Source organism: Streptomyces sp. Rer75, assembly GCF_013414305.1.
GTDB classification, from domain to species: domain Bacteria; phylum Actinomycetota; class Actinomycetes; order Streptomycetales; family Streptomycetaceae; genus Streptomyces; species Streptomyces himastatinicus.
The window spans coordinates 2,343,632-2,368,313 of record NZ_CP058693.1 but is presented as its reverse complement, the minus strand read 5'-3'; the positions used below and the strand labels follow the sequence as shown (position 1 = coordinate 2,368,313).

Sequence of the window (24,682 nt, the reverse complement as noted above, 5' to 3'; positions counted from 1 at the left end):
CATGCCAACGACCTCCTCGCCCTCTTCCGCGGTCTCGCCCGCCGCGTCGGTCTCGCCCGCCACGGCGCTGGTCTCCGCCGACCACGCGACCGCCCACACCCTGCTCAACTGTCTGCTGCGCGAGGTGTCGGGTCCGGAACACCAGACCGTCGTGGCCGACGACGGCGGGCTGCGGCTGCGGCTGCCCCGCAGCGGGGTGCTGCTGCGGGTGGGGCTGCGCCGCACGTCGCTGATCGGCGCGCACCGGTTCACCGGACCGGTCAGCGAACAGCGCGACGGCATCTGGGCCGAGGTCTCCTGGCGCGGTCTGGCCGAGCGCATCCAGCGGGAACTCCAGCTGCGCACGGGGGTCCGCAACGACGAGTTCCTGGCGCAGGTCGCCTCCAGCCACGCGGGCATGACGGCCGCCCTCCAGGAGCGCGAGAAGGCCACGGGGAACCCCGCCCGTGACGCCTATCTGGCCTCCGAGCAGTCCCTGTTCTTCGGCCACCGCTTCCACCCCACCCCCAAGGCCCGCACCGGAAGCCCCGACTCCTGGGCGCTGTTCGCGCCCGAGGCCGGGGCCCGCTTCCCGCTGCACCACCTCGCGGTGCGCAGGGAGTACGTACGGGAGGAGGCCGCGTACGCCGGGGCGCTGGCGCCGCTGGACCGCCAGCGGCCGGTCCCCGACGGCTACCGGCTGCTGCCCGCCCACCCCTGGCAGTACGCCATGCTCCGCGAGCACCGGGTGCTGCGGGCGGCGCTCGACGGCGGCGACATCCTCGACCTGGGGCCCGGCGGCCCGGACTTCGCGCCGACCGCCTCGGTCCGCACGCTCTACGACGGCCGGGACTTCCTCAAGTTCAGCCTGAACGTGCGCATCACCAACTGCCTCCGCAAGAACGCCGACTACGAGCTGTCCGGCGCCGTCGCCCTCACCCGGCTGCTGGAGCCGGTCGCCGCCGACCTCGCCGCCCGCTTCCCCGGCGCCGACCTGCTGCGCGAACCCGGCTACCGCACGCTCGACCTCGACGACCGCCACCTCTCCGAGGGGTTCGGCGTGATCGTCCGCGAGGGGCTGGACGTCCGGCTGCGGCCGGGGCTGACCGGGCTGCTGGCGGCGGCCGTCGCCGACGAGTACCCGACGAGCGGCGCCCAGCTCTCCCACCTCCTCGGCGGCACCGGGCCCGAGCACGCGCTCGCCTGGTGGCAGGCGTATCTCGACCTCCTCGTACCGCCGATCCTGGCCGCCTACTTCGACCACGGCGTGGTCCTCGAACCCCACCTCCAGAACGTGGTCATCGGCGTGGACGCCACCGGCACCCCGCGCCAGGTGCTCTTCCGCGACCTGGAGGGCACCAAGCTGGTGTCCGGCCACCACGCCGCCGCGCTCGCGGCGCTGCCCGAGGCGGTGGCCCGCCCCATGACGTACGGGCGCGAGCGCGGCTGGGACCGGGTGGTGTACTGCCTGCTGGTCAACCACCTCGCCGAGATGGTCGCCGCCCTCGCCGACCGTCACCCCCGGCTGGAGCCCGACCTGTGGTCGGCGGTCCGCCGCGTCCTGTGGACACGCTCCGCGGCCCACGACGACCCGCCCGCGCTGCGCGCCCTGGTGGCGGGCGTGCCGCTGCCCGCCAAGGCCAACCTGCTGACCCGCTGGGGCCGCAAGGCCGACCGGGACGCCGGTTACGTCCGTATCGCCAGCCCGCTCGCCTCCGACCTGCTGTCCGAGGCGGCCCGCGTCATCGCCCCCGGGAGCGCCCGTTGAATACCTCGTTCCTCACCGCACCGGCCGCCGCGCTCGCCGGGACGCTCGCCGGGGACGGCCTCCCCGCGTACGTCTACGACCTCACCGCCCTCGACGCCCACGCCCGGGAGATACGGGACGCGCTCCCTCGCCACGTCGAGCTGTACTACGCGGCGAAGGCCAACCCGGAGCCGCCGGTCCTGCGCGCGCTCGCCCCGTACGTCACCGGCTACGAGGTCGCCTCGGGCGGCGAGCTGGCGCACGTCCGCGAGGCCGTCCCCGAACGGCCCCTCGCGTTCGGGGGACCGGGCAAGACGGAGACGGAGCTGCGGCGGGTGCTGGAGCTGGGGGTGGAACGGTTCCATGTGGAGAGCGAGCACGAACTGCGGCTGCTGTCCACGCTCACCGAGGGCCGCCCCGTGGACGTCCTGCTCCGCGTCAACCTCCCCCTGACCGACGAGGCGCTGGGCGGCGCGGCGCTCGCCATGGGCGGCCGCCCCAGCCCCTTCGGCCTCGACCCCGACCGGGTGGAGCGGTGCCTGCCGCTCCTCACCCCGGACGGCCCGCTCCGGCTGCGCGGCATCCACGCCCACCTCGCGAGCGGCCTCGACGCCCCGGCCCAGACCGCCGTGGCCGCGCGGATCGCCGACTGGACGCGCGAGCTGTCCGACCGCCACGGCCTGGGCCTCACCGAGGTCAACGTGGGCGGCGGCATGGGCGTGGACTACGCCCGCCCCGACACCCGCTTCGACTGGAAGGCGTACGGCGAGGGCCTGGCCGAGGTCGCCGACCGCAACCCCGGCCTGACCCTGCGGATCGAGCCGGGCCGGGCGCTGACCGCGTACTGCGGCTGGTACGTCACGGAGGTGCTGGACCTCAAGCACAGCCGCGGCGAGGCGTTCGCGGTCCTCCGCGGCGGCACCCACCACCTGCGCACCCCGGCCGCCAAACAGCACGACCACCCCTTCCAGGTGCTCCCCGCCGCCTCCTGGCCCCACCCCTGGCCGCGCCCCGCCGCCCGCGGCGAACCGGTCACCCTGGTCGGCCAGCTGTGCACCCCCAAGGACGTCCTGGCCCGCGGCGTCCCGGTCGCGGAGCTGCGCGCCGGGGACCGCGTCGCCTTCGCGATGGCGGGCGCGTACGCCTGGAACATCTCGCACCACGACTTCCTCATGCACCCGGAGCCGGGCTTCCACTACCTCGGGGAATGACCGGGGCTTCGGCCGTCAGCGCGGGGCGGGGCCCGTGCTGTGGCGGACGACCAGCTCGGTGGGGATGGTCACGCGGACGCCGGGCTCCGGCGAGCGGTCGAGCTGGTCGAGCATCAGGGTCAGACAGCGGCGGCCGATCTCGGTGAAGTCGGTGCGGACGGTGGTGAGCGGCGGGAGCAAATGGGCGGCTTCGGGGATGTCGTCGTAGCCGACCACGCTGACGTCCTCGGGGACCCGGAGGCCCGCCTCGTGGAGGGCGCGCAGGACACCGACGGCCATCTGGTCGTTGGAGACGAACAGCGCGGTGAGACCGGGCTGCCGGGCGATGCGGCGGCCCAGGTCGTAGCCGGAGTCCGCGCTCCAGTCGCCCAGCAGCGGCTCGTGGACCTCGGCTCCCGCGGCCGTCAGCGCGGCGCGCCAGCCGTCGACGCGGGCCTCGGCGGCGATCCAGCCGGTGGGGCCCGCGATGTGGCGGACGGTGCGGTGGCCGAGGCCGAGGAGGTGTGCGGTGGCCTGGTGGGCGCCGGAGGCGGAGTCGCCCGCGACGACCGGGATGTGCGCGCCGAAGCTCTTGTCCAGGGTGACCATGGGGACACCGTGATCCGCCTCGACCAGGGCCTGGCCGACCGAGCGTTGCGGCGCGATGGCGATGATGCCGTCCGCGCCCTGGCCGAGCAGGCGGTCCACCGCGCCGGTGACGGCGGCCTGGTCGGCGGCGGTGAGGGCGATCGTACTGACGAGGTAACCGGCCGCCTGCGCGGCCTCGTTGATCCCGGCGAGCGTGGCCGCCGGGCCGAAGCGGGCCGCGTCGAAGGAGATCACGCCGAGGGTGCGGCTGCGCCCGCTGGCCAGGGTGCGGGCGCTGGCGGTGGGGCGGTAGCCCAGCTCGCGCATGGCGGCGCGGACGCGTTCGCGGGTTTCGGCGCGGACCCGGGGGTGGTCGTTGAGGACGCGGGAGACGGTCTGGTCGGAGACGCCCGCGAGCCGGGCGACGTCCGCCATGACCACCTTGCCGCCGGTGGTGGGGCGGCGGCGTCGGGTGGGGGCGCGGTGTGGCTCCGCCATGCGGTCGTGGCTCCTTCGAGGGGGTGCCGGCCCCGGGTGCGGGGTGTGGCCCTGCGCCCAGGGGGTGTCTTGTCGATCAGGCCGGCTCAGCGAGCGGCGTCTGGTGCGGTGCATCGCAAGTCGCGTGAGGAGAGCGCAGCGGCGCTGCGTGCGACGAGCGCGGCGCCGCGAGGTGCCGTGCCAGGCGTCGGGAGCCCGGCGTGATCGGCACGACACCCCCTAGGGTTCCGGGGTCAGTCCTCCGGGGTCCAGCCCAGGTCCGGTGCGTCGGTGAGGTGGGCCACCCGGGTCGTCGCCGACTGTAGCTCCAGCAGGGTCAGCTCGTTCTCGCCCGCCTTCAGCACCGGCCACGGCACGTACAGCCGCCGCTGCGGGCCGCGCGACCAGTAGCGGCCCAGGTTGAAGCCGTTGACCCAGGCCACGCCCTTGGTCCAGCCCGGCAGCGCGAGATACGCGTCGGCGGGGGTCTCCACGGTGAACGTGCCGCGGTGGAAGCCCGGGCCCGCGACCGGGGTGTCGGTGGTGCGGAAGGGGAGCTCGGGAAGCCGGTCCAGGGGGAGGCGGTGGCAGGTCCAGTTCTCCAGCGGCTCCCCGTCGAGCGTGACCGGGCCGGTGATGCCCTTGGGGTCGCCGATGCGGACGCCGTAGTTGGCGCGGCCCATGTTCTCGACCAGGACGTCCAGCCGGGCGCCGTATTCGGGGCTGCGCACATGGATGCTGTGCTCGTGGCGTTCGCGTTCCACGACACCGGCCGGGGCGCCGTTCACGAATACCTGCGCCCGGTCGCCGACCCCGCCCGTGAAGTGCAGGACGTGGTCGCCGATGACGGGCAGCTCGGTGCCGTAGAGGACGAAGCCGTAGGACTGGCCGAGCGCCTCCATGGTGGGCGGGTCGGTGAAGTGCTCCGCCGGGGCCAGGAATTCGGCGCTGACCAGGGCGTTCGCCGAGGCGGTCAGACGGACCTCGGTCGGCGGCAGCTTGGGCGACGGCTCCGGAATGGGTTCGTCCGGTACGTCCGTGTGGCGGGCGAGGACATCGCGGAACGCCGCGTACTTGGGGCCCGGGTCGCCGCATTCGGTGAGCACCGCGTCGTAGTCGTAGGAGGTGACGGTCGGCGCATAGGCGTGATCGTGGTTCGCGCCGCTGGTGAAGGCGAAGTTGGTGCCCCCATGGAACATGTAGAGGTTCACCGACGCCCCCGCCGACAGCAGCGCGTCCAGGTCGGCGGCCGCGTCGTCCGCCGCCCGCACATGGTGCGGCTCGCCCCAGTGGTCGAACCAGCCGATCCAGAACTCGGCGCACATCAGCGGCCCGCTCTCCTGATGGGCGCGCAGCACCTCCAGCGCGTCGCCGACCCGGCTGCCGAAGGTGCCGGTGGAGAGCACCCCGGGCAGGCTTCCGGCCGCCAGCATGGCCTTGTCGGCCTGGTCGCAGGTGAACAGCAGCTCCTCGACGCCGCGCTTGCGCAGGGCGTCGGCCAGATGGGCGAGGTAGGCGGCGTCGTCGCCGTAGGCGCCGTACTCGTTCTCCACCTGGACCGCGATGACCGGGCCGCCGGCCGCCGCCATGTACGGGGCGAGCGGCGGCAGCAGCAGATCGAGGTACGCGTCCACGGCGCCGGTGAACCGCGGATCGCTGCTGCGCTGCCGGATGTTCGGATCGGCGGTCAGCCAGGAGGGCAGCCCGCCGCCCTCCCACTCGGCGCAGATGTACGGGCCGGGGCGCAGCAGCACGGACAGCCCCTCGGCCCGGGCGAGTTCCAGGAAGCGGGGGAGGTCGAGCAGCCCGTCGAGGTCCAGCGGGCCGTCCGGCGTGGGCTGGTGCAGATTCCACGGGACGTACGTCTCGACCGTGTTGAGCCCCAGCAGCCGCGCCTTGCGCAGCCGGTCGGCCCACTGGTCGGGGTGGGTGCGGAAGTAGTGGAAGCCGCCGGAGAGGATCCGGAAGGGCTTGCCGTGGAGGAGGAAGCCGTCATTGGTGAGCGTCAGGGCGGGCATGGGCCGAAGTCCTTTCGACCGCACGGGCGGGAGCGGGTGCGGTAGTGATGGTGTGCGTAGGGGATACGGACGAGGACGTGGCGCGGATCAGCCAGACGGTGGTGATCAGGCAGACGGCCGAGACGGCGCCCAGGACGAGCGGTACGGCACGGATGCCCGCCAGCTCGATCGCCTTGCCGAGCACGGGCCCCGCGGCCACCCCGCCGATCATCGACGCGGCGATCACCAGCGCCCCGGCCCGGCGGGCGCGCGGCGCGGCCCGGCCCAGCCAGGGCAGACCGGTCGGGAAGATCGGCGCGATGAACAGGCCGACGCCCGCGTACGCGTACGGGGCCAGGGCCGGGATCGCGGCGAGCAGCAGACAGACGGTCATGCCCGCACAGCTGACCGCGATGATCGCCGGGGCGGACCAGCGCAGCGCGAGCGGGGCGACCAGGAAGCGGCCGACGGTCATCATCAGCCAGTACACGGAGGTCGCGGACGCGGCGGCGGTCGCGCCGTACCCCACGGTCTCCAGATGCGTGGGCTCCCAGCCCCCGACCCCGGCCTCGACGCCGACGTGGAGGACGTAGAGCAGCACGAACGCGCCCAGGACGGTGACGAGGCTGCGGTTGCGGGCTTTGTCGGTGGTCTCCGGCTCCGCGCCGCCGCGCGGCGGCGCCTGGTCCCGCACCCCGGTCAGGCACAGCACCAGCGGCAGCGTGAGCACGGCGAACCCCAGGAACACCAGCGTGTAGTGCTCCGCTCCGACCAGGCCGATGAGGGCCGGGCCGAGGATCGCGCCGATGCCGAAGTGGGCGTTGAGGATGTTGAGCATGGCGGCGCTGCGCCGCCCGAAGCCGACCGCGAACATCTGGTTGAGCCCGTAGTCGATGCCGCCGAAGCCGAGCCCCGCGAGCAGCGCCAGGCCCAGGGCGAGCGGCCAGTCGGGGGCGAGCGCGAACCCGGCCGCGCCGCCCGCCATGAGCAGATACGAAGAGCCGAGCAGCGTGCGGTTGCCGATCCGGCCGAAGAGCCGGTCGAAGCCGAGGACGCCCGCGACGCCGCCGACGAAGTGCGCGCTCAAGGCCAGCCCGGCGGCCGAGGGCGACAGCCCGTGGGCGTCGCGGAAGGCGGGGATCGACGGGCCGTAGAGGGCCTGGAGTGCGCCGATGAGGATGAACCCGACGCAGGACGCGACCACCGCGGCGCGGCTGAACAGCGGTGAGTGTGAGGGGGGATCGGGATTCTGGCCTACGTGCTTGTCCACGTTGTCCACGACGGGAGTGTTACCGCTAACATTTCTGCCGTCAAGACACCCGACGTCGACGCTTCGGGCTCCGTTACCCCCCGCCCCACCCCACGACGAGATCCACGACGTACGGCTCGGTGAGCACCCCGTCCGGGAACAGCGCGAGCAGCTCCGCCCGCTCCGCGTCCAGCACCGCCCCGGCCTCCCCGGCGTCCATCACCGCCAGATAGGAGTGGCTGCCGAGCGAGCGCACCTGGTCCTCGACCGTGATGGTCCGCGACCAGCGCACCCTGCGGTCCGTCGTCCGCACCCCGAACGGCGCGAGCCGCCCGGCCACGGTGCTCGGGAAACCCGGCGGCCGATAGGCCGGGCAGCGCTCGGCGAGCCGCTCCTCCTGCCGCGCCACCCAGGGGACGTCGAGGTCCGGCAGGTTCCACCACATCGCCAGCGCCCCGCCGGGACGCAGCACCCGCAGCGCCTCGGGGACGGAGCGCCGCGGATCGGTCCAGTGCCAGGACTGGGCGTACGCGATGAGGTCCGCGGCCCCGTCGCGGAACGGCAGGGCGTCGGCGTCGCCCCGCACGAGCCGGACGTCCGGCGCGGAGGCGCGCAGCTGCGCCGCCATGCCCGCGCCCGGCTCCACGGCGGTGACGCGCGCGCCGCGGTCGGCCAGCAGCCGCGTGGCGATGCCCGTGCCCGCCCCCACGTCCAGCACCTCCGCCCCGGCCAGCGGCCGGCCCGTGACCTCCTCCACCGCCTCGAACAGGGCGGGCGGATACCCGGGCCGGGCGGCCGCGTACTGCGCGGCGACGGCGTTGAACGACGAGGCGAGGGCGGCGTGCGGCGTCGAGGACATGCCCCATCATCGCCCGCGCGCCGGGCGTTGTCAGCGGGGTGTTCCGGGCCGGGGGCATTGTCGGTGGGGAGTGCGACGATGCGCCGCATGGGTGCTGAGGGATCGATGACCGGACACGGGACCGCCGACTACTGGGACGCCGCCGCGGCCGGGTTCGACGACGAGCCGGATCACGGGCTGCGCGATCCGGCCGTGCGGGAGGCATGGGCGGCCCGGCTGCGGCAGTGGCTGCCCGGGCGGCCCTGCGACGTGCTCGACCTCGGCTGCGGCACGGGCAGCCTGGCCCGCCTCGCGGCCGAGCAGGGCCACCGGGTGACGGGCGTCGACCGGTCGCCGCGGATGGCCGAGCGCGCCCGCGCCAAGCTCGCCGGGACGGACGCCACCGTGCTCGTCGGGGACGCGGCGGCACCGCCGGTCGAGGAGGGCGGCTTCGACGTCGTCCTGGCGCGCCATCTGCTGTGGCTGCTGCCCGGCCAGGAGGCCGTGCTGCGGCGCTGGGCGCGGCTGCTGCGGCCGGGCGGGGCGCTGGTGCTGGTCGAGGGGCGGTGGGGCGAGTCGGATCCGGTCGGGCTGACGGCCGGTGACCTGGTGCGCATGGTCGAGCCGCTGGCGTCCCGTACGTACGTCGAACAGCTGGCGGCGGACGCGGCGCTGTGGGGGCGGCCGGTGCGCGACGAGCGCTATGTGCTGCGCGCGGACCTCGCCCCGCCCCGGCGGCACGCCGAGATCGTCGACGTCCATCTGCTGCTGCGGCGCGGCGGCCGGATCCTGCTCGCGCGCCGCGCGGGCACGGGGTACGCGGACGGGCTGCTGCACGCGCCGTCCGGCCATGTGGAGGACGGCGAGGACGTACGGACCGCGGTGATCCGCGAGGCGGCCGAGGAGATCGGCATCCGGCTCACCCCGGACGAGGTGCGGGTGGCGCTCGTCATGCAGCACAAGTCGCCCACGGGATCGGCCCGTACGGGCTGGTTCTTCGAGGCGGAGCTGACGGACGGCGCGGGGGAGCCGGTGAACCGGGAGCCGGACAAGTGCTCCGAGATCGGTTGGTTCGCGCTGGACGCCCTGCCGGAGGACATGGTGGCGTACTGCCGGGCGGGCGTGGAGGCGTACCGGGCCGGGGAGCGGTTCGCCGTGCACTGGCACGAGCCGGGGGACGGCATCGCGTTCGCCCCGGACGGTCCGGACCGGCTGGTGGTGCTGGAGGCGTCGGGATGACGGCCGACCCGCGTCAGTGGCCCAGCTCGCGTACGTAACGCCGCTCCAGGGTGGCCACGGCGTAGCCGAGCCCCGCGTTGATCGCCAGCATCGGGCCGTTCTCGCTGTCGTTGCCCGTGAACGCCTCGGCACACCCCGCCGCGCGCGCCCGGTGCAGCGAATGGGTCTTGGCCAGCTTCGCCAGGCCCCGTCCGCGGTGGGCGCGCAGCGTGACCGGTGTACCCGGCCCGCCTCCGAATTTCCGGCCCACCGCCTAGCGGCACACAATGGGTGCGACAAAGCCCGCACCCCACGCAGTACGCACCCCAGGAGCACCACGTGGCCTTGCAGATCACCGTCGACCCCGACGCGGCGACCGCCCCCTTCGAGCAGATCCGCGCGCAGATCGCCGAGCAGGCCCGCTCCGGGCACCTCCCCGTGGGCTACAAGCTGCCCACCGTGCGCGGCTTCGCCGAGGAGCTGGGCCTGGCGGCGAACACCGTCGCCAAGGCGTACCGCGCGCTGGAGTCGGACGGCGTGATCGAGACCCGCGGGCGCCACGGCACGTTCGTCGCGGCGGCCGGTGACGCCGCCGGACGCCAGGCCGCCGAGGCGGCGCAGACCTACGCCCAGCGGGCCCGGCGGCTCGGCCTGGACCGCGCGGCCGCCCTCGCCACCGTCGAGGACGCGCTGCGGGCGGCGTACGGTGAGTGATCCGAAACGATAGGGGGAGTCGATGACCACCAGCCGTATCGCCCTGGTCCGGCGGCCGAGCCCGCGGCTCGCGGAGGGGCTCGTCACGCACATCGACCGCAAGCCGGTCGACGCCGCGCTCGCGCTGCGGCAGTGGGAGGCGTACGTCGCCGCCCTGGAGACGCACGGCTGGGAGACGGTGGAGGCCGATCCGGTCGACGCGTGCCCGGACGGGGTCTTCGTCGAGGACACGATGGTCGTTTACCGGAACGTCGCGCTGATCTCGCGACCCGGAGCCGAGTCCCGCCGCCCCGAGACCGCCGCCGCCGAGGCGGCCGTGACGGCGCTCGGCTGTTCGGTCAACCGGGTGCGGGAGCCGGGGACGCTCGAGGGCGGCGATGTGCTGAAGATCGGCGACACGGTGTACGTGGGGCGCGGCGGCCGGACGAACGGCGAGGGGGTGCGTCAGCTGCGCGCCGCCTTCGAGCCGTTGGGGGCGCGCGTGGTGGCCGTACCGGTCAGCAAGGTGCTGCACCTGAAGTCGGCGGTCACGGCGCTGCCGGACGGCACCGTGATCGGGTATCCGCCGCTGGTCGACGACCCGGCCGCCTTTCCGCGCTTCCTGCCGGTGCCCGAGGAGTCGGGCGCGCATGTGGTGCTGCTGGGCGGCGGCAGGCTGCTGATGGCGGCGAGCGCGCCGCGCAGCGCGGCGCTCTTCGCCGACCTCGGATATACGCCGGTGCCGGTGGACATCGGCGAGTTCGAGAAGATGGAGGGCTGCGTGACCTGCCTGTCGGTGCGGCTGCGGGAGCTGTACGTCTAGGACGCGGGACGGGCTTACAGGTACAGCCCCGCGTCCGTCTCGCCCGGCTGGATGGGGACCGAGGCGGGGCGGGTGCCGCGGCGGAGGGCGAACAGCTCCGCGAGCGTCGCGCCGTCCCGGCCGATGCCCTCCTCCGTGCCGAGCCAGTTGACCGCCTCCGTACGGTTCAGCTTGCCGACCTCGATGCGGGCGAGGCAGCGGCCGGGGCGGACCACCGCCGGGTGCAGCCGCTCCAGGTCCTCGTTGGTGGTCACCCCGACCAGGACGTTGCGCCCCTGGCCCAGCAGACCGTCCGTCAGGTTGAGCAGCCGGGACAGCGCCTGGCCCGCGGTGTGCTTGGCCTCGCCGCGGATCAGCTCGTCGCAGTCCTCCAGGAGCAGCAGCCGCCAGCGGCCCTTGGCCGAGCCGTCGTCCTCGCCGATGGCGATGTCCATCAGATAGCCGACGTCGGTGAACAGCCGCTCCGGGTCCAGGACGCAGTCCACCTGGCACCAGTCGCGCCAGGAGCGGGCGAGGGTGCGCAGCGCTGAGGTCTTGCCGGTGCCGGGCGGGCCGTGCAGCAGCAGGAGGCGGCCCGCGATGTCGTCCGGGGTGACCTTCATCAGCCCGTCCATGGCGTCGGCGACCGGCGCGGTGTAGTTGTCGCGGATCTCCTCCCAGGTCCCGGCCGCGATCTGGCGGGTGGTGCGGTGCGGGCCGCGGCGCGGCGAGACGTACCAGAAGCCCATCGACACGTTCTCCGGCTGGGGCTCGGGCTCGTCCTCGGCGCCGTCGACCGCCTGCCGCAGCACCGTTTCGGCGAGGTCGTCCCGGACCGCGGTCACGGTCACGTCCGCGCCCCGGTTCCACCGGGACACCAGCAGGGTCCAGCCGTCGCCCTCGGCGAGCGTGGCGCTGCGGTCGTCGTCGCGTGCCGCGCGCAGCACGGTCGCGGCGGGCGGCAGCAGAGTGGCGCCCGACTTCACCCGGTCGACGGAGTGGCTGCGGGCATACGGCTGCTCTCCGGTCGCGAAACGGCCGAGAAAGAGTGCGTCGACGACATCCGACGGCGAATCGCTGTCATCGACGTTCAGCCGGATCGGAAGGGACTGTTCGGCGGGTGTAGCGGGCAGGGTCTGCCTCCTGAGCGAGCGGTCCGGTGCGGCGGTCGGCGCACCCTGCCCCATGATCCAGCACGAGGGGCGTCGGCGCACCGGGGTTTACGGCCGTTTACCGAGCTGTTCCGAAGAAGCCCACCGGAATGGGGGCGTTCAGGGATACTCTTACCCTTTGTAGGACGTCAAGGACGGGAACGGGGCGGGGCGCGGGTGGGATCACGGGTAGGAATGCCGGTGGGGTCGCGGGCGGGGTTACCGGGAGCGCGGCGGTGGCGGATCACCGCACTGCTCGCCGTCGGCATGGGCACGCTGGCCCTGCTGCTGACCACGTGCACGAGCTGGCCGGGGGATGGCACGGGGCGGCCGGGGGCGTCGGCGTCGGCCCGTGAGCGAGCGGCGTCGGCCGGTCTCGGCTGGGGCTTCACCCACACCCAGTACAGCGCCGACCGCGGCACCGACAGCGGCAGGAAGGCCGCCGAGTCGCTGCTGTCGGGCCGTCCGATGCCGCAGAACCAGCACATCATGGGGTGGGGCGCGGGCAACCCCGAGCCGTCCCCGGGCCGCTACGACTTCGCGGACCTGGACCGGCGCGTCGCCCTGATGCGCAAGACCGGCACCGAGCCCGTGCTCACCCTGTGCTGTGCGCCCGACTGGATGAAGGGCGGCACCCCGGGGGACACGGACTGGTCGCAGGAGGCCCTGGAGACCGCGCCGACCCCCGACCACTACAAGGACTTCGCGAAGCTCGCCGGGAAGGTCGCCGAGCGCTACCCCGAGGTGCGGCACTTCATCGTCTGGAACGAGTTCAAGGGTTTCTACGACGACAGCAAGAACCGCTGGAACTACGAGGGCTACACCAAGCTCTACAACCTCGTCTACGACGAGCTGAAGAAGCGGAACCCGAAGAACCTGGTCGGCGGCCCGTACGTCGTCGCCGACAGCGACCCGCCCGGCGCGGCGGGCGGCGACGACACGGTGTCCGGCCCCTGGGGCACGCTCGACCGGCGCTCCGTCGACGCGATCACGTACTGGAACGAGCACAAGGCGGGCGCCGACTTCGTCGTGGTCGACGGCTCCAGCTACACCCGCGAGGGCGACCGGCTGATCCCGGACGCGTTCAACGCCACGCAGAAGTTCCAGGACGTCACCCGCTGGCTCGACGAGACCACGAAGCTGCCGGTGTGGTGGGCCGAGTGGTACGTGGAACCGGCCGCCGACACGAGCAGGGCCGGCGCCCGCGGCCGCTGGAGCGAGGCGCACCGCGTCGCGGTGCAGGCCACCGCGCTGACCCGGCTGGCCCGCGGCGGCGCCGCGACCGCCTTCTACTGGAACCCGGAGACGACGGACTCCGACTGCCCCGGCTGTCTGTGGCGCCCCACCGAACTGGACGACGGCGGCAGCGCGCTGCCCATGATGGAGCTGCTGAGCCGCTTCGGCCGCGAGTTCCCGCCGGGCACCCGCTTCCGCTCGGTGGACATCGCCGCCGACGACCGGACCCATGTGCAGGTCCTCGCCGACGACGACGCGACGCTGGTGGTCAACACCCTGGCCCGGCCGATCAAGGCGAAGGTCGACGGGCGGTCGTTCGCCATGGACGCGTACGAGGTGCGCTGGCTCAAGCGCTGACGCCATGGGCAGCGCCGATGCCATGGGCGGCGTGCTCACCGGTGTCGACCTCCTCCTCACGCCTCCTCATGCCTCCTCATGCCTTCTCATGACAGCGTCAGGAACCGCTGCACCAGCGACGCCAGCACCACCAGCAGCAGCGGCAGCGCGAACCAGTACGACGCCTGGAGCCACCGCAGCCGCCGTACGCTCGGCCGCACCGCCACCCGCACCACCTCGCGCGCCGCGAGCAGCACCATCAGCACCACCGCTGCCAGCGCGCCGGTCACCGACCACGGCGTCCAGGTGATCTGCGGCCCGGCCGGGCCCGGCTTCGGCTCCGGCACCGCCCCGCGCGGCGGCGACGCCAGCTCGTACAGCGACGCGTCGTCGTTCGACAGCACCCGGCGCAGTTCGGGGCGCTGGTCCAGGGAGCGCAGCAGCCGCTCCTGCCAGCGCGCCCCGTAACCGCCGTCCAACTGGAGCGAGACGGACTGGCCGCGGCCCACCATCAGATACGAGTGCGGCCCGGCGTCGCGCAGCGCCGTCACCAGCCCGCCCACCAGCACCGGGTCGCGCGGGGCGAGGGTCGGCTCGTACGCGACCCGCTCCATGTCCCGCGCGCCCCACGGCATCGCGGGGGTGACGTTGTTGACGGGGTCGTCGCTCATCCACAGCACCCGCACGGTCGGCTTGTCGTGCGCGTAGAGGTACTCCATGGCCGCGACCTCGCCGGGCCGCACCCGCTCGAACGCCTCATTGCCCCAGCGGGCGACCAGGAAGCCGGACATCAGCGTCAGGCCCGCCACCAGGGCCGCGACCGGCGCCAGGCCCCGGCGGTCCGGCCGCACCCGCGGGAAGATCGCCAGCGCCCCGAGCACGCAGGCGCCCGGCAGCGCGAACATGAAGACGCGCAGCGCCATTTCGCCGCCGTAACTCTGCATGCCGAAGCCCAGGAACGGCACGAAGGTCAGCACCAGCAGCGCCCGCTCGGTGAAGCCCGCCGCGCGCCGCCGCAGCACCCCCCAGCAGGCGCACGCCAACACCCCGCCGGCCAGCGCCACCCGCACGTACAGCACCAGCTTGTGCACGCTGCTGCCGCCCTCGATCCGGCCGGAGACGGACGACGACACATTGCCGCCGACCCCGCCGACCCCGCCGAACAGCTCGTCCCAGTGGCCCGACCAGTACGGCTCCGCCAGGAAGCCGATCCAGACGACCACCATCACCCCGCACAGCAGCGGCAGCCCGTACAGATCGGAACGCCGCACCAGGACCAGCGCGGTCACCACGCCGAGCATCACGAAGGGGGTCAGCTGATGCGCCGCCACCGACGCCGCGAACAGCGCGATCAGCAGCCCGAGCAGCGCCGCGCGCTGACCGCGCGTCGCCTCCGCCACCTCCGCCTCACCGGGCCTGCGCCTGCCGCCCAGCACCCGCGGTTCGCGGAACCACACCAGCAGCACGGCGACGAACACCAGGTAGAAGAGGTACGTGAACCCCTGCGGCGAGAAGTAGTCCTGGCCCACCCAGCCGCTCAGGGCGAACAGCCACACCGCCGTCCACTTGGCCCGCCAGCTCGCCCGCAGCGCGCGCATCAGCACCATCAGGGGGGCGAGGTAGAGCAACTGGATGACCGTCGGCCACCAGCGCAGCAGCGCGGAGAAATCCCGTACGCCGCACGCCTCGGCGAGGAACGCGGCCCCCGCGAAGAAGCCCGGCCAGCTCCAGCGCGCGTCGAGATCGGGCACGGCGTCGCCGGTCCGGCCGATGTGGTCCAGGAACCCCAGGTGCTGCCACGCGGTCGCGAACCGCGGATGGGCCTCCAGCACGGCGGGCACGGCGTGCAGGGACACGACGGTGGCCAGCAGGGCGACGGTGAGCAGCGCACGGCGCTGCCGCCCGAGCGCGAGCGCACCGGCGAACACGGCGACCAGCAGTGCCGCCCCCAGCAGCGTCGGCCCGGGCAGTACGGAGACCAGTCCGAGCCCGCCCATCCGGTCCAGGGCGGCGGCGTCCAGGCCGAGCAGCGGCAGCCAGTAGAGGCCGAGACCGGCGGCCAGGACCGCCCAGAGGACGGCCACGCCGGTGTGCGGCCGCGTCCTGCCCGTATCGCGCGGTGCCTCCGACGCGGCGGGCGCGGCAGAAGCAGCGGGCGCGGAGGGTGCGGCGGGTGCGGCGGGTGGGGGCGCGTCGGGCTGCGGGCCGTACCGGGCGTCGGGGCGGCGCTCCGGATGGTCGAAGTCCATGCGGACGCCCAGCACCAGCGTGTCCGCGTCGAGCGCCGCGCGCAGCGCCCAGCGGGTGCCGTAACGGGCGTCGTGCGTGCCACGGGGACGCTTGGCGCGACGGTCGCCGTCCACCGCCAGATCCGCCAGATCGCCGTCGGGCGCGGTGCCGCGCTCCAGCGGCGGGGGAGGGCCGGGCGGAGGCGGAATCCTCGCCGGATCCGAAGCGGCGGCGGAAGCCGGGGCCGCGGGCTGCGCCGTGACCACCCGGTACAGCTTCACCGACGCGATCGAGGCGATCACCGCCAGGCTGGAGATCTCCGCGACGCCCGCGCCCACCAGCCCCATCCGCGGCAGCAGCAGCAACGTCAGCCCCAGCACCAGCACGCACAACAGCCCCTGGAGATACGCCAGCCCCGAGGTGCGGCTCTGCGCCCGCAGCACCGCGAAGTACACCTCGATGACCACCCGCAGCGCCGCCCCCACCGCGAACCAGCGCAGCAGCGACGCGGCCGCGTCCGCGTAGCCCGCCCCGAACACGCCCAGGATCTGCGGGGCGAAGACGAACAGCCCGAGACAGACCGGCAGCATGATGCGCGCCATCCGGCGCAGCGCCGCCCGGCAGTTCTCGGCGAGCCGGGCCGGGTCGTGCGAGCCCTCGACGGTCAGCGACGCGCCCATGTTGATGGCGAGCAGATTGACCGTGCCGCCGATGGTGGTGGTGATGTAGAAGTACGCGTTGTCGGCCGCGCTGACCTGCGAGGCGACGATGACCGGCACCGCGTACACCACGGCCAGCGAGAACAGCGACCCGGTGTAGTCCCCGGCCAGGAAGCGGCCCATCTCCCGGTACGACGCGGGCCGCGCCCGGCCCTCCGTCGTCTTCACATGCCGCGGCACAAGACGCCGGAAGACCAGCCAGCCCAGCGGCAGCACGGACAGTGCGATGGAGACCACCCACGACACGAACACCCCGGCGGTCGGGATCGTGGCGGCGAGCGCGACGAGCAGCAGCAGCTTCGCCGCCAGGAACACCGTATTGCCCACCGGCACCCAGAACGCGCTGCGCAGCCCGGTGAGCACCCCGTCCTGGAGGGTCAGCAGCGACCAGGCGACGACCGCCACGACGAAGCCGATGCCGTGCACCGGGCCGTGCAGAAAGCGGTACGAGGGGCCCCAGAGGTCCAGCGTGAGCAGGAAGACCACGGCGGCGCACGCCACGACCACCGAACTGCCCGCGTAGGTGCCACCCACCAGCCGTCCCGTCGTCCGCCCGGCGACCGGGATGAACCGGGCCAGGGCGCCGGTCAGCGTCACCGCGGTGAGCCCCGCGAGGAGCTTCATCGCGGCGATGGCCGCCGAACCCTGGCCGACCGCGTCGTCCGCGTAGTAGCGGGCCGCGGCCAGCCAGAAGCCGAGGCCGAGGACGGCCGAGATGCCCGTGTTGAGCATCAGCGCATAGGCATTGCGGAACAGCTGGCTGCCGCCGCCGGGGCCGGTCGGCGGCGGCTGCTCCGCGGCCGGCCGCGCCTCGGCGACGGCCTCGGCCCGGGTGGTCGTGTCGGACACGGGCTCAGTGCACCTTCCCTAGAAGCTGACGTGATCTGCGGACGAGGGCATAGCCCTTGGTGAGCGCCCGGTCCCCGGCGAAGGCGCGGCCGACGGCCCGGCCGTGGACCAGCCGCGCGAACTCCTCGATGCGCGTGGTGCGGACGATCGTCATCCGCCGCAGCGCGTACGGGCCCTGGCGGCGGTCCGCCAACGCGTTGCCCACCGCGAGCGACACCCCGAACCCGGCCTCCCGCACCACCTGCCGGACCCGGCGGTCGGAGTAGCCGTAGGGATAGGCGAACGACACCGGCGGACGGCCCAGTTCGGCCTCGAGGATGTCCCGGCAGCGCACCACCTCGAAGCGGAGCCGCTCGTCGCCGAGCTGATCGAGCTGCGGATGGGTGTGGCTGTGCCCGCCGATCTCCATCCCGGCCGCGGCGAGTTCGCGCACCTGCCCCCAGTCGAGCATCACGTCGAGCGCGCCGTCCGTCTCGTACCGGCCGCGCAGCCACCCCGTCGAGGCGAACAGGGTGGCCGCGAAGCCGTGCCGGTCGAGGACGGGGAGGGCGTGGCGGTGCACGCCCTCGTAGCCGTCGTCGAAGGTGATCAGCACGGGGTTCGACGGCAGTGCATCGCCCCCGCGCCAGGCGTCGGCGAGCCGCGCGCAGGTCACCGGGGTGAAGCCGGACGCGCCGAGCAGCTCCATCTGCTCGGCGAACGCCCCCGGTGAGACGGACAGCGCGTGCGTCGCCCGCGCCGGGGTGTGGGCCACGGCGTGGTACATCAATATCGGCACCGGCCTTGTCGTCACGGGGAGCCTCCCCCGTCGGTGCCGGACGCCGGAGGCCCCGGCACCGCCGCGATCGTGAAGCGGGCACCGCCCGCCCGGCGGGCCCGGGCGGTGCCGATCAGATAGCCGCCCGCCGCGGCCGACACACCGGCCACGATCGCGCCCGCGCGCCCGGCCCCGCCCGCCCGGCCGAGCAGGGCGTCCCGCAGCCCCCGGGCAACGCCCGCGGGCAGCACGCGCGTGGTGTAGCGGCGCTCGGTCGCCAGCCCGGCCTGGGCCCCCACACTGCGGGCGACCAGGGCCTTCGACAGCCCCTCGGCATACGCCCGGCTGCGGAAGTAGGCGAACCGCTCCCGCGCCGCGGGCACCTTGTGGTGGATCACCGCGCGGTCGTCGATCAGCAGCACCGCGTCCGGCCGGGCGCGCGCCAGCCGGATGCACAGCTCGGTCTCCTCGCAGCCCAGCGGCCGCTTGTCGGCGTCCCGCCCGATGCCGCTCGCGAACCCGCCCACCGCGTCGAACGCCTCCCTGCGGAACGAGGCGTTCCCGCCGAGCACGTTGCGCACCCGGACCCGGCCGGGCGGCAGCCCCCGGTACGTACACCCCACGACCCAGTCGAACTCCTCCGGGAACCAGGCCGGGCGGCGCCGGGACGCCCACACCGGTTCGGTGCGCCCGCCGACCGCCAGCACCCGCGGGTCCGCGTACCCGTCGGCGAAGTGGCGCAGCCAGTCCCGCTCGGCGACCGCGTCGTCGTCGAGGAAGGCGATCACCTCGCCGGTGGACGCGGCGATGCCGGTGTTACGGCCCGCGGACAGGCCGCGGGGGCCCGCGTTGGCGAGCACCCGCACCCCCTCACCGGACTCGCCGGACTCGCCGGACTCGCCGGAATCGGCCGCATCGGCGCACCCGTAGTGGTCCCGGAGCCGCCGCAGCAGCGCCGGGTTGTGGTCCACCACGAGCAGCGTCTCCTCGGCGGGCCACGACTGGTCGCGCACCGAGGCCACCGCGGCGAGGATGTCGTCCCAGCGGTCCTCGGTGTAGACGCAGATCACCACCGAGATCCGCGGCTGCGGTCGGGCGAGGGTCAAGACACCTCCCCTCGGACCGCCGCGGGCGCCACGGCCGGGCGGCGGGGCCGCCGGACGCCGCGCTCGGCCAGGATCACCCTCAGCACCCGCAGCCCGTCGCGGACGGCCCGCAGATTGCTGGCGCCGTGGATGCGCTCGTACTCATGGCTGGGGATCTCCTGGACCCGCAGCCCGGCCTTGACCACCCGGATGTTCATCAGCGTCTCCACCTCGAACCCGGCGCAGTCCAGCGCGATCTCGTCCAGGCAGTGGCGCCAGAATGCGTTGTAGCCGTAGCACAGGTCGGTGTAGCGGGCGCCGAACTTGCGGTTGACGATCGCGGTGAGCGCGCGGTTGCCGAGCTTGCGGATCGGCGTCATGTCGTCCGTGCCGCCCCCGTTGGCGAAGCGCGACCCCTTCGCGAAGTCGGCTCCCGACACCAGCGCGGACACATAGCTGACGATCTCGGACCCGTCGGCGGAGCCGTCCGCGTCCACCATCACCACGATCTCGCCGGTGCAGGCGGCGAATCCGGTGATGAGCGCGTTTCCCTTGCCCTTGCCGCGCTGCGACACGACTTTCACGTCCGGCCGGAGTTCACGGGCCACCCGGACCGTGTCGTCCGTGGAATTGCCGTCCACCAGGACGACTTCATGGATCCAGTCCGGAAGGGTTTTGAAGACGTACGGAAGATTCTCGGCCTCGTTCATCGCCGGAATCACGACGCTCACCGGCGGCGCGATCGCGAGATGTGAGGAGATGGGCCGGTATCGAGATGATCCGGCGGCCGGTGCGATATCGGACGTGGCCGGTCGCACAAAAGACGTCATGACGATGGTTCCCTCTCGTCCGGTGGACCACCGCCCCCGCGGCGGTCCTTTGGTGTATCCGGTTCGAAAGGGGGGTTCTCATCCGCGCATGACGGCATGAACTCTCGTGCACACCGTGCGGAACGGATGAGCTGGCTGTTACTGGCCTCGCGGCACGCGCCCCGGCCCGCCCCCAACAACGGGCAGGAAAAACCGGACGCGGCACCCCCCTACCGCGCCCCGCACGGAATCCATCGCGGCGCTCGAGCCCTCCCCTTGAGCCGCGTTGAATGATGGTCCGATGCGGGTTGAGTAACGACGGTATTCACGCTCATAACTCTGTTGAGCCTCTTGACCCTAGGGCAAGACGGCGGTGCCGACACCTCTTTCTGAAATGTTGACCTTCATTTGCCTTCCCCATTCTTCCCGGCCGCCCGCACACTCCCCATGCGTTTCAGCAGCCGGTCGGCCGGTCCGAAAAGCTCCGGCCGGGAAAGCACCGTGTTGCGCAGCGCCCGCACCGGCGCACGCCGTGCCCGATGCCCCAGCGCCACCGGGTGGCGGCGCATCACCCACCCCTCCGACACGCTGAGATCGCGTGTCTTCAGGGAGTCCTTGTATTCCTTCTCGCCGCGCCCGAGATCCAGATAGTCCACACCCTCGGCGGCGGCTCCCTCCGCCATCCGCAGGTGCAGCACCAGACCGGGCGAGAACTTGGCGAAGTCCGTGTCGTACGCCGGGAACCAGCACGCCATGACGCGCTCCGAACGCAGCCCGAAGTGCGCGGCGATCGGCCGCCCGTCCGCGTACAGCACCGACAGCACTCCCGCGAACGATGCCCCCCGGGTGTGGAACAGCTGCCGCACCAGCCGGATGATCCACGGATGGGCGAAGCGGTCGCTCCGCCCGGTCCTGCGGTACTGCGCGGACTTCCACCCCATGAGCGTGCGCAGCACGGCCGGATCACGCTCGTCGTGGACGTAGGACACCTCGCCGACGTCCCGGCCCAGCTTGCGCGCCTTGGCCAGCGTCGTCCGCGTGAACTTCGGTGAGCGGGCGCGCAGTTGGGCGAGATATGCCTCGTAGCCGCGGTCCACGTCGATCACGGGGGAGTCGTACGTCCCCCGCGCCGCCACCTCGAACGGCTTCTGGCCCTCCACCAGGTGGTCGAACTCCCACACCGCCAGCCCGCACGCCTGTAACAGCTCGCGCGCGTCCCACTGGAACCCCGGCCGGTGCACCAGCCCCTGCGCGTCCGACAGTCCGAGGCCGATCGCCCGGCCCACCCCGAACCGGGTCCGCTGGAACGGGAAGAAGGCCACCGGCTCGCCCTCCTCGCGCACCACCGCGATCCGCACCCCGCCTCGGCAGCGGCCGAGCGCGAGAGCGAACTCGGGTGACAGAAAGGGATTCGCCAGTTGCGGCGCGCCCAGCAGCGGCGCCTGGGCCTGCATGGCCGTCCAGACCGCCCGGTCCGCGGCGGTCAGCTCGCCCGGCCGGTACACACGGATCTCCACAGGTCAGCAGCCCCCGCCGCTTTTCTGAGGCTCGGCGAGCCCCCGGCCCGGGCGCCGGGCCTGCGTGAGGAGTGCCGGGGCCAGCATCAGCAGGCTCAGCAGTCCCACCGCGGCCACTCCGCCGCGCACCGACCAGACGTGCAGCGCGAGCATCGCCTGCGCCACCAGCAGATCGAGGGCGAGCGCGCCCGCCACCCCCAGCACGATGCGGGCCGCCGTGTCGAGCCCGCGCAGGGCGCTGCCCAGCGCCGCGGCGGGCGCCGCCACGAGGAAGAACAGGGTGAACGGCGCGCGCAGCGGCGAGTCGAAGTCCGCCAGCGTGAGCGCGGCGCCGGTGGCCGCGATGCCGACGGCCGCCCCCGCGGCCACCGGCAGCAGTTCGGCGCGTGCCGATCTCTTGTCAGTGTTCGTCTGCATTGGCGACTTTGCCCCCCGAAGCGCCGGATGCCGGGCTTCAATGTCGCGCAGCGCGCCAAGGCCCGTCAAGACGGGAAAAGTGTGCGAAGACGTCATGCGAGAGCGCGGGGTTGAGCGCCCACCAAGGGTTTTGCGCACCCGCGCGCCAGGCGCGCGCCGGGGATTGCGTGCAGGATTCACCCTTTTGAGTGATCGAAAGATTTTGGCCACTTCCATGCATAGATCATGATTTTCGGCGGCATGACATAGCCATGTCACGGCGCCGATATATGCACGGTGGCGTGATTGACGGTTTCGAACGCGATTGCCCCGCTATGGGGGTGATTGCGCCTCATATCGGCACAGGAGTGATCCTTCTAGGGAGATTCGAATGAAACTGTCCAGACTCACGGCGACCTTAGGCGCGTTCGTCGTCGGCGCCGTCCTCGCCCTCACCGGGGCCGGTGCCGCCCACGCCGCCGGGCAGAGCGCCGGCCCCGCCTATGTGGCGCTCGGTGACTCCTACTCGTCCGGCGTCGGCGCGGGCAGCTACGACAGTGCCAGCGGTGCCTGCAAGCGCAGCACCAAGGCGTACCCCGCGCTCTGGGCCGCCGCCCACTCCCCCTCCAGCTTCGCCTTCACCGCCTGCTCGGGCGCCAAGACCGGCGACGTGCTCAGCAGCCAGCTCGGACCGCTCAACTCCACCACCGGCCTCGTCAGCATCAGCGTCGGCGGCAACGACGCCGGGTTCGCGAGCGTCATGACCACCTGTGCGCTGTCGGGCGAGAGCGGCTGCCTCAACGCCGTGGCCAACGCCCGTACGTACGCCCAGAACACCCTGCCCGGCAAGCTCGACCAGGTGTACGACGCCATCAGCGCCAAGGCCCCGTCCGCCCAGGTCGTCGTCCTCGGCTACCCGCGCTTCTACAAGCTGAACGGCTCCTGCTTCCTGGGCCTCAGCGAGGCTTCGCGCGCTGCCATCAACAACGCCGCCGACCTCCTCAACTCCGTCACCGCCAAGCGCGCCGCCGACCACGGCTTCGCCTTCGGCGACGTCACCCCGACCTTCACCGGCCACGAGATCTGCTCCGGCAGCGCCTGGCTGAACAGCGTCACCTTCCCCATCGAGGAGTCCTACCACCCGACCGCCGCCGGTCAGTCCGGTGGCTACCTCCCCGTGTTCACCGCGGCTGCCTGAACGGCTCCGTCCCCCGAGGTGCCCACGTAGAGGAGGAGGCCCCGTCCGTCGGGGCCTCCTCGCACGTCGTGGCGAAGCCGACGCGCGAGGACGTGACGGATGCGATGCCCTTCGGGCCCTTCGCCTCCACGGCGATCCAGTCCTCGTGGCGGGCTCCCGCCTGATACGACAGCTCGGTGTGGCGCACCGTCCGCGCCGTGCCGCCCTCGCCGAAGTGGGCCGACTTCCAGCCGCCGTCCGACACGCGGCCGCTGCCGGTGATCCAGCGGTACTGGACCGTCGCGGGGGCGTGGTTCACGGAGAGGGCCGCCGTGAAGGACGGCGCCTCGCCGGACGGGGGCGGGCAGGCGCCCTCGTAGTCGTCGCGCTCGGCCTTGATGACGACGGTGATGGTGAGGGCGGGTGAGGTGGTCGCGGCCGTGCTCGCGGGACGGCCGTTGTCGTCCCCGCCGTCCTTGGGGTCCTTGGTGGCGTCCGTACGGTGCGTGCCGGTGGCGGTCGTCGTGCCGCCGGTGCCGCCGCTGTTGTCGTCCTGGCCGCCCTCGTTCAGCAGCGCCCAGGTCAGCCCGCACAGCGCCAGCACGCCCAGCACCGCCCCGGCCGCGATCGCGGCCACCGCCCGCCGGGGATGCTCCGGCGGCGGCTGATCGCCCGCGGGGGCGGGGGTGGCCGGATGGCCGCCGCCCGGCGGCGCGGGATCTGTCGGTGTCGTCGGGGTCATCGGGGTCGTCGGGGTCGCGTTCGTGTGGCGCGGTACGTCGCCGGGGGCGCCGCCCGCGGCCACCAGCCGCAGCAGCCGCTCCGCCTCCGCGGCCGACGTCCGCTGGCGCGGATCCTTGTGCAGCAGCCCCTCCAGTACGGGCCTCAGCGGCCCGGCCCAGCGGGGCGGCGGTAACGCCGCGTCCACCACGGCCCGTAACGTCGACAGCGGCGTGTCATGCCGGAACGGCGAGAAGCCCTCCACCGCCGCGTACAGCATCACGCCCAGCGACCACAGATCCGCCTCCGGGCCCGGCGGTTGGCCGAGCGCCCGTTCCGGGGCGAGGAACTCCGGCGAACCGACCAGCTCCCCGGTCAGCGTCAGCGCCGCGTCACCCTCGACCACGGCGATCCCGAAGTCGGAGAGCACCACATGGCCGTCGTTCGCGATCAGTACGTTTCCGGGCTTGACGTCGCGGTGGAGGACGCCCACCGCGTGCGCGGCCCGCAGCGCCGCCAGCACCTCGGCGCCCACGAACGCGGCGCGCGCGGGCGGCACCGAACCCTCCGCCTCCAGCACATCCGCGAAGGACAGCCCGCGCACCAGCTCCATGACGATCCACGGGCGGCCGCCCTCCATCGCCACGTCGTACACCGTGACCACATTGCGGTGCGAGACGCGCGCCGCCGCCCGGCCCTCGCGCTCCAGCCGGGCGTACAGCCGGTCGATGTCGCGGTCGCCGAGCCCGGACGGGGCCCGCACCTCCTTGATGGCGACGTCGCGGCCCAGCGCCTCGTCGTACGCCCGCCACACCACGCCCATGCCGCCGCGGCCCAGCTCGCCGAGGAGGCGGTAACGCCCCCCGGCCAGCCGCTCGTCCCGGCGGCCGAAACCCTCTTCGCTCATGGCCGAGTCCTCCCCC

Annotated in this window: 19 protein-coding genes and 1 pseudogene; 7 read left to right on the top strand and 13 right to left on the bottom strand. The window is 73.5% G+C overall.

Going from position 1 to position 24,682, the window contains the following annotated elements; genetic code table 11:
* Position 1 precedes the first annotated feature (1 nt).
* Entirely contained in the window at positions 2-1,747 is a 1,746-nt protein-coding gene (locus HYQ63_RS09680; RefSeq protein WP_179933442.1) for an IucA/IucC family siderophore biosynthesis protein, read from the top strand.
* Entirely contained in the window at positions 1,744-2,937 is a 1,194-nt protein-coding gene (locus HYQ63_RS09675; RefSeq protein WP_179933441.1) for a type III PLP-dependent enzyme, read from the top strand. Before HYQ63_RS09680 ends, HYQ63_RS09675 begins: the two co-directional genes overlap by 4 nt.
* A gap of 15 nt (positions 2,938-2,952) precedes the next feature.
* Here the strand turns inward: HYQ63_RS09675 and HYQ63_RS09670 are convergent, their stop codons facing one another.
* The 4 genes from HYQ63_RS09670 to HYQ63_RS09655 all read right to left on the bottom strand — a co-directional run bounded on the left by HYQ63_RS09670 (position 2,953) and on the right by HYQ63_RS09655 (position 8,086).
* Positions 2,953-4,002, bottom strand: coding sequence for a LacI family DNA-binding transcriptional regulator (locus HYQ63_RS09670; protein WP_179933440.1), 1,050 nt, complete (start codon positions 4,000-4,002; stop codon positions 2,953-2,955).
* Positions 4,003-4,235: 233 nt separating this feature from the next.
* The gene (locus tag HYQ63_RS09665) at positions 4,236-5,999 is read right to left on the bottom strand and encodes a beta-galactosidase (protein ID WP_179933439.1); all 1,764 of its coding nucleotides are present in this window, start codon (positions 5,997-5,999) and stop codon (positions 4,236-4,238) included.
* Entirely contained in the window at positions 5,974-7,257 is a 1,284-nt protein-coding gene (locus tag HYQ63_RS09660; RefSeq protein WP_257231775.1) for a sugar MFS transporter, read from the bottom strand. The genes HYQ63_RS09665 and HYQ63_RS09660 overlap by 26 nt, the downstream gene beginning before the upstream one ends.
* 64 nt (positions 7,258-7,321) lie before the next feature.
* Positions 7,322-8,086, bottom strand: a complete 765-nt coding sequence (locus HYQ63_RS09655; RefSeq protein WP_179933438.1) for a class I SAM-dependent methyltransferase — start codon at positions 8,084-8,086, stop codon at positions 7,322-7,324.
* Positions 8,087-8,173: 87 nt separating this feature from the next.
* Here HYQ63_RS09655 and HYQ63_RS09650 point away from each other — a divergent pair, with 87 nt between their 5' ends.
* On the top strand, positions 8,174-9,304 hold the full coding sequence (locus tag HYQ63_RS09650; RefSeq protein ID WP_257231774.1) for a methyltransferase domain-containing protein: 1,131 nt from the start codon (positions 8,174-8,176) through the stop codon (positions 9,302-9,304).
* Between the two features lie 13 nt (positions 9,305-9,317).
* Here HYQ63_RS09650 and HYQ63_RS09645 read toward each other — a convergent pair.
* Positions 9,318-9,515: pseudogene (locus HYQ63_RS09645) on the bottom strand (GNAT family N-acetyltransferase); the annotation flags it as partial.
* A gap of 107 nt (positions 9,516-9,622) precedes the next feature.
* On the opposite strand from HYQ63_RS09645, the gene HYQ63_RS09640 reads away from it, so the two are divergent.
* Both HYQ63_RS09640 and ddaH read left to right on the top strand, forming a co-directional pair.
* Complete coding sequence (locus HYQ63_RS09640; protein ID WP_179933437.1) at positions 9,623-9,997, top strand: GntR family transcriptional regulator; 375 nt, start codon at positions 9,623-9,625, stop codon at positions 9,995-9,997.
* 22 nt (positions 9,998-10,019) lie between these two features.
* Entirely contained in the window at positions 10,020-10,799 is a 780-nt protein-coding gene (ddaH, locus tag HYQ63_RS09635) for a dimethylargininase (RefSeq protein ID WP_179933436.1), read from the top strand.
* A gap of 14 nt (positions 10,800-10,813) precedes the next feature.
* On the opposite strand, the gene HYQ63_RS09630 is transcribed toward ddaH, so the two are convergent.
* Positions 10,814-11,965, bottom strand: coding sequence for a DUF5925 domain-containing protein (locus HYQ63_RS09630; RefSeq protein ID WP_373689207.1), 1,152 nt, complete (start codon positions 11,963-11,965; stop codon positions 10,814-10,816).
* Between the two features lie 159 nt (positions 11,966-12,124).
* Between HYQ63_RS09630 and HYQ63_RS09625 the strand changes: the two genes are divergently transcribed.
* Complete coding sequence (locus HYQ63_RS09625; RefSeq protein ID WP_373689048.1) at positions 12,125-13,522, top strand: xylan 1,4-beta-xylosidase; 1,398 nt, start codon at positions 12,125-12,127, stop codon at positions 13,520-13,522.
* Between the two features lie 86 nt (positions 13,523-13,608).
* Here HYQ63_RS09625 and HYQ63_RS09620 read toward each other — a convergent pair whose 3' ends face one another.
* From HYQ63_RS09620 to HYQ63_RS09595, 6 genes are all read right to left on the bottom strand, one after another.
* Positions 13,609-17,298, bottom strand: a complete 3,690-nt coding sequence (locus tag HYQ63_RS09620; protein WP_179933435.1) for a lipopolysaccharide biosynthesis protein — start codon at positions 17,296-17,298, stop codon at positions 13,609-13,611.
* Between the two features lie 4 nt (positions 17,299-17,302).
* On the bottom strand, positions 17,303-18,064 hold the full coding sequence (locus tag HYQ63_RS09615; RefSeq protein ID WP_179939911.1) for a polysaccharide deacetylase family protein: 762 nt from the start codon (positions 18,062-18,064) through the stop codon (positions 17,303-17,305).
* Between the two features lie 23 nt (positions 18,065-18,087).
* Complete coding sequence (locus HYQ63_RS09610; RefSeq protein ID WP_179933434.1) at positions 18,088-19,161, bottom strand: glycosyltransferase family 2 protein; 1,074 nt, start codon at positions 19,159-19,161, stop codon at positions 18,088-18,090.
* Positions 19,158-19,970: a glycosyltransferase family 2 protein gene (locus HYQ63_RS09605; RefSeq protein ID WP_179933433.1), complete on the bottom strand. Its 813-nt coding sequence runs from the start codon at positions 19,968-19,970 to the stop codon at positions 19,158-19,160. The genes HYQ63_RS09610 and HYQ63_RS09605 overlap by 4 nt, the downstream gene beginning before the upstream one ends.
* Before the next feature lie 383 nt (positions 19,971-20,353).
* Complete coding sequence (locus HYQ63_RS09600; RefSeq protein WP_179933432.1) at positions 20,354-21,466, bottom strand: GNAT family N-acetyltransferase; 1,113 nt, start codon at positions 21,464-21,466, stop codon at positions 20,354-20,356.
* Positions 21,467-21,469: 3 nt separating this feature from the next.
* Entirely contained in the window at positions 21,470-21,883 is a 414-nt protein-coding gene (locus HYQ63_RS09595) for a hypothetical protein (RefSeq protein ID WP_257231771.1), read from the bottom strand.
* Between the two features lie 370 nt (positions 21,884-22,253).
* Between HYQ63_RS09595 and HYQ63_RS09590 the strand changes: the two genes are divergently transcribed.
* Entirely contained in the window at positions 22,254-23,060 is an 807-nt protein-coding gene (locus HYQ63_RS09590; protein WP_179933431.1) for an SGNH/GDSL hydrolase family protein, read from the top strand.
* On the opposite strand, the gene HYQ63_RS09585 is transcribed toward HYQ63_RS09590, so the two are convergent.
* The gene (locus HYQ63_RS09585; protein ID WP_179933430.1) at positions 23,044-24,666 is read right to left on the bottom strand and encodes a serine/threonine-protein kinase; all 1,623 of its coding nucleotides are present in this window, start codon (positions 24,664-24,666) and stop codon (positions 23,044-23,046) included. The genes HYQ63_RS09590 and HYQ63_RS09585 overlap by 17 nt on opposite strands.
* Between the last annotated feature and the right edge of the window lie 16 nt (positions 24,667-24,682).

Excerpts from the sequence above, each read along its gene's own strand:
- HYQ63_RS09655 (WP_179933438.1), bottom strand. The coding sequence starts at position 8,086 with ATGTCCTCGACGCCGCACGCCGCCCTCGCCTCGTCGTTCAACGCCGTC.
- HYQ63_RS09680 (WP_179933442.1), top strand. The coding sequence starts at position 2 with ATGCCAACGACCTCCTCGCCCTCTTCCGCGGTCTCGCCCGCCGCGTCG.
- HYQ63_RS09670 (WP_179933440.1), bottom strand. The coding sequence starts at position 4,002 with ATGGCGGAGCCACACCGCGCCCCCACCCGACGCCGCCGCCCCACCACC.
- HYQ63_RS09595 (WP_257231771.1), bottom strand. The coding sequence starts at position 21,883 with ATGCAGACGAACACTGACAAGAGATCGGCACGCGCCGAACTGCTGCCG.
- HYQ63_RS09625 (WP_373689048.1), top strand. The coding sequence starts at position 12,125 with ATGCCGGTGGGGTCGCGGGCGGGGTTACCGGGAGCGCGGCGGTGGCGG.
- HYQ63_RS09665 (WP_179933439.1), bottom strand. The coding sequence starts at position 5,999 with ATGCCCGCCCTGACGCTCACCAATGACGGCTTCCTCCTCCACGGCAAG.
- HYQ63_RS09615 (WP_179939911.1), bottom strand. The coding sequence starts at position 18,064 with ATGTACCACGCCGTGGCCCACACCCCGGCGCGGGCGACGCACGCGCTG.
- HYQ63_RS09605 (WP_179933433.1), bottom strand. The coding sequence starts at position 19,970 with ATGACGTCTTTTGTGCGACCGGCCACGTCCGATATCGCACCGGCCGCC.
- HYQ63_RS09650 (WP_257231774.1), top strand. The coding sequence starts at position 8,174 with ATGGGTGCTGAGGGATCGATGACCGGACACGGGACCGCCGACTACTGG.
- ddaH (WP_179933436.1), top strand. The coding sequence starts at position 10,020 with ATGACCACCAGCCGTATCGCCCTGGTCCGGCGGCCGAGCCCGCGGCTC.
- HYQ63_RS09590 (WP_179933431.1), top strand. The coding sequence starts at position 22,254 with ATGAAACTGTCCAGACTCACGGCGACCTTAGGCGCGTTCGTCGTCGGC.
- HYQ63_RS09630 (WP_373689207.1), bottom strand. The coding sequence starts at position 11,965 with ATGGGGCAGGGTGCGCCGACCGCCGCACCGGACCGCTCGCTCAGGAGG.
- HYQ63_RS09585 (WP_179933430.1), bottom strand. The coding sequence starts at position 24,666 with ATGAGCGAAGAGGGTTTCGGCCGCCGGGACGAGCGGCTGGCCGGGGGG.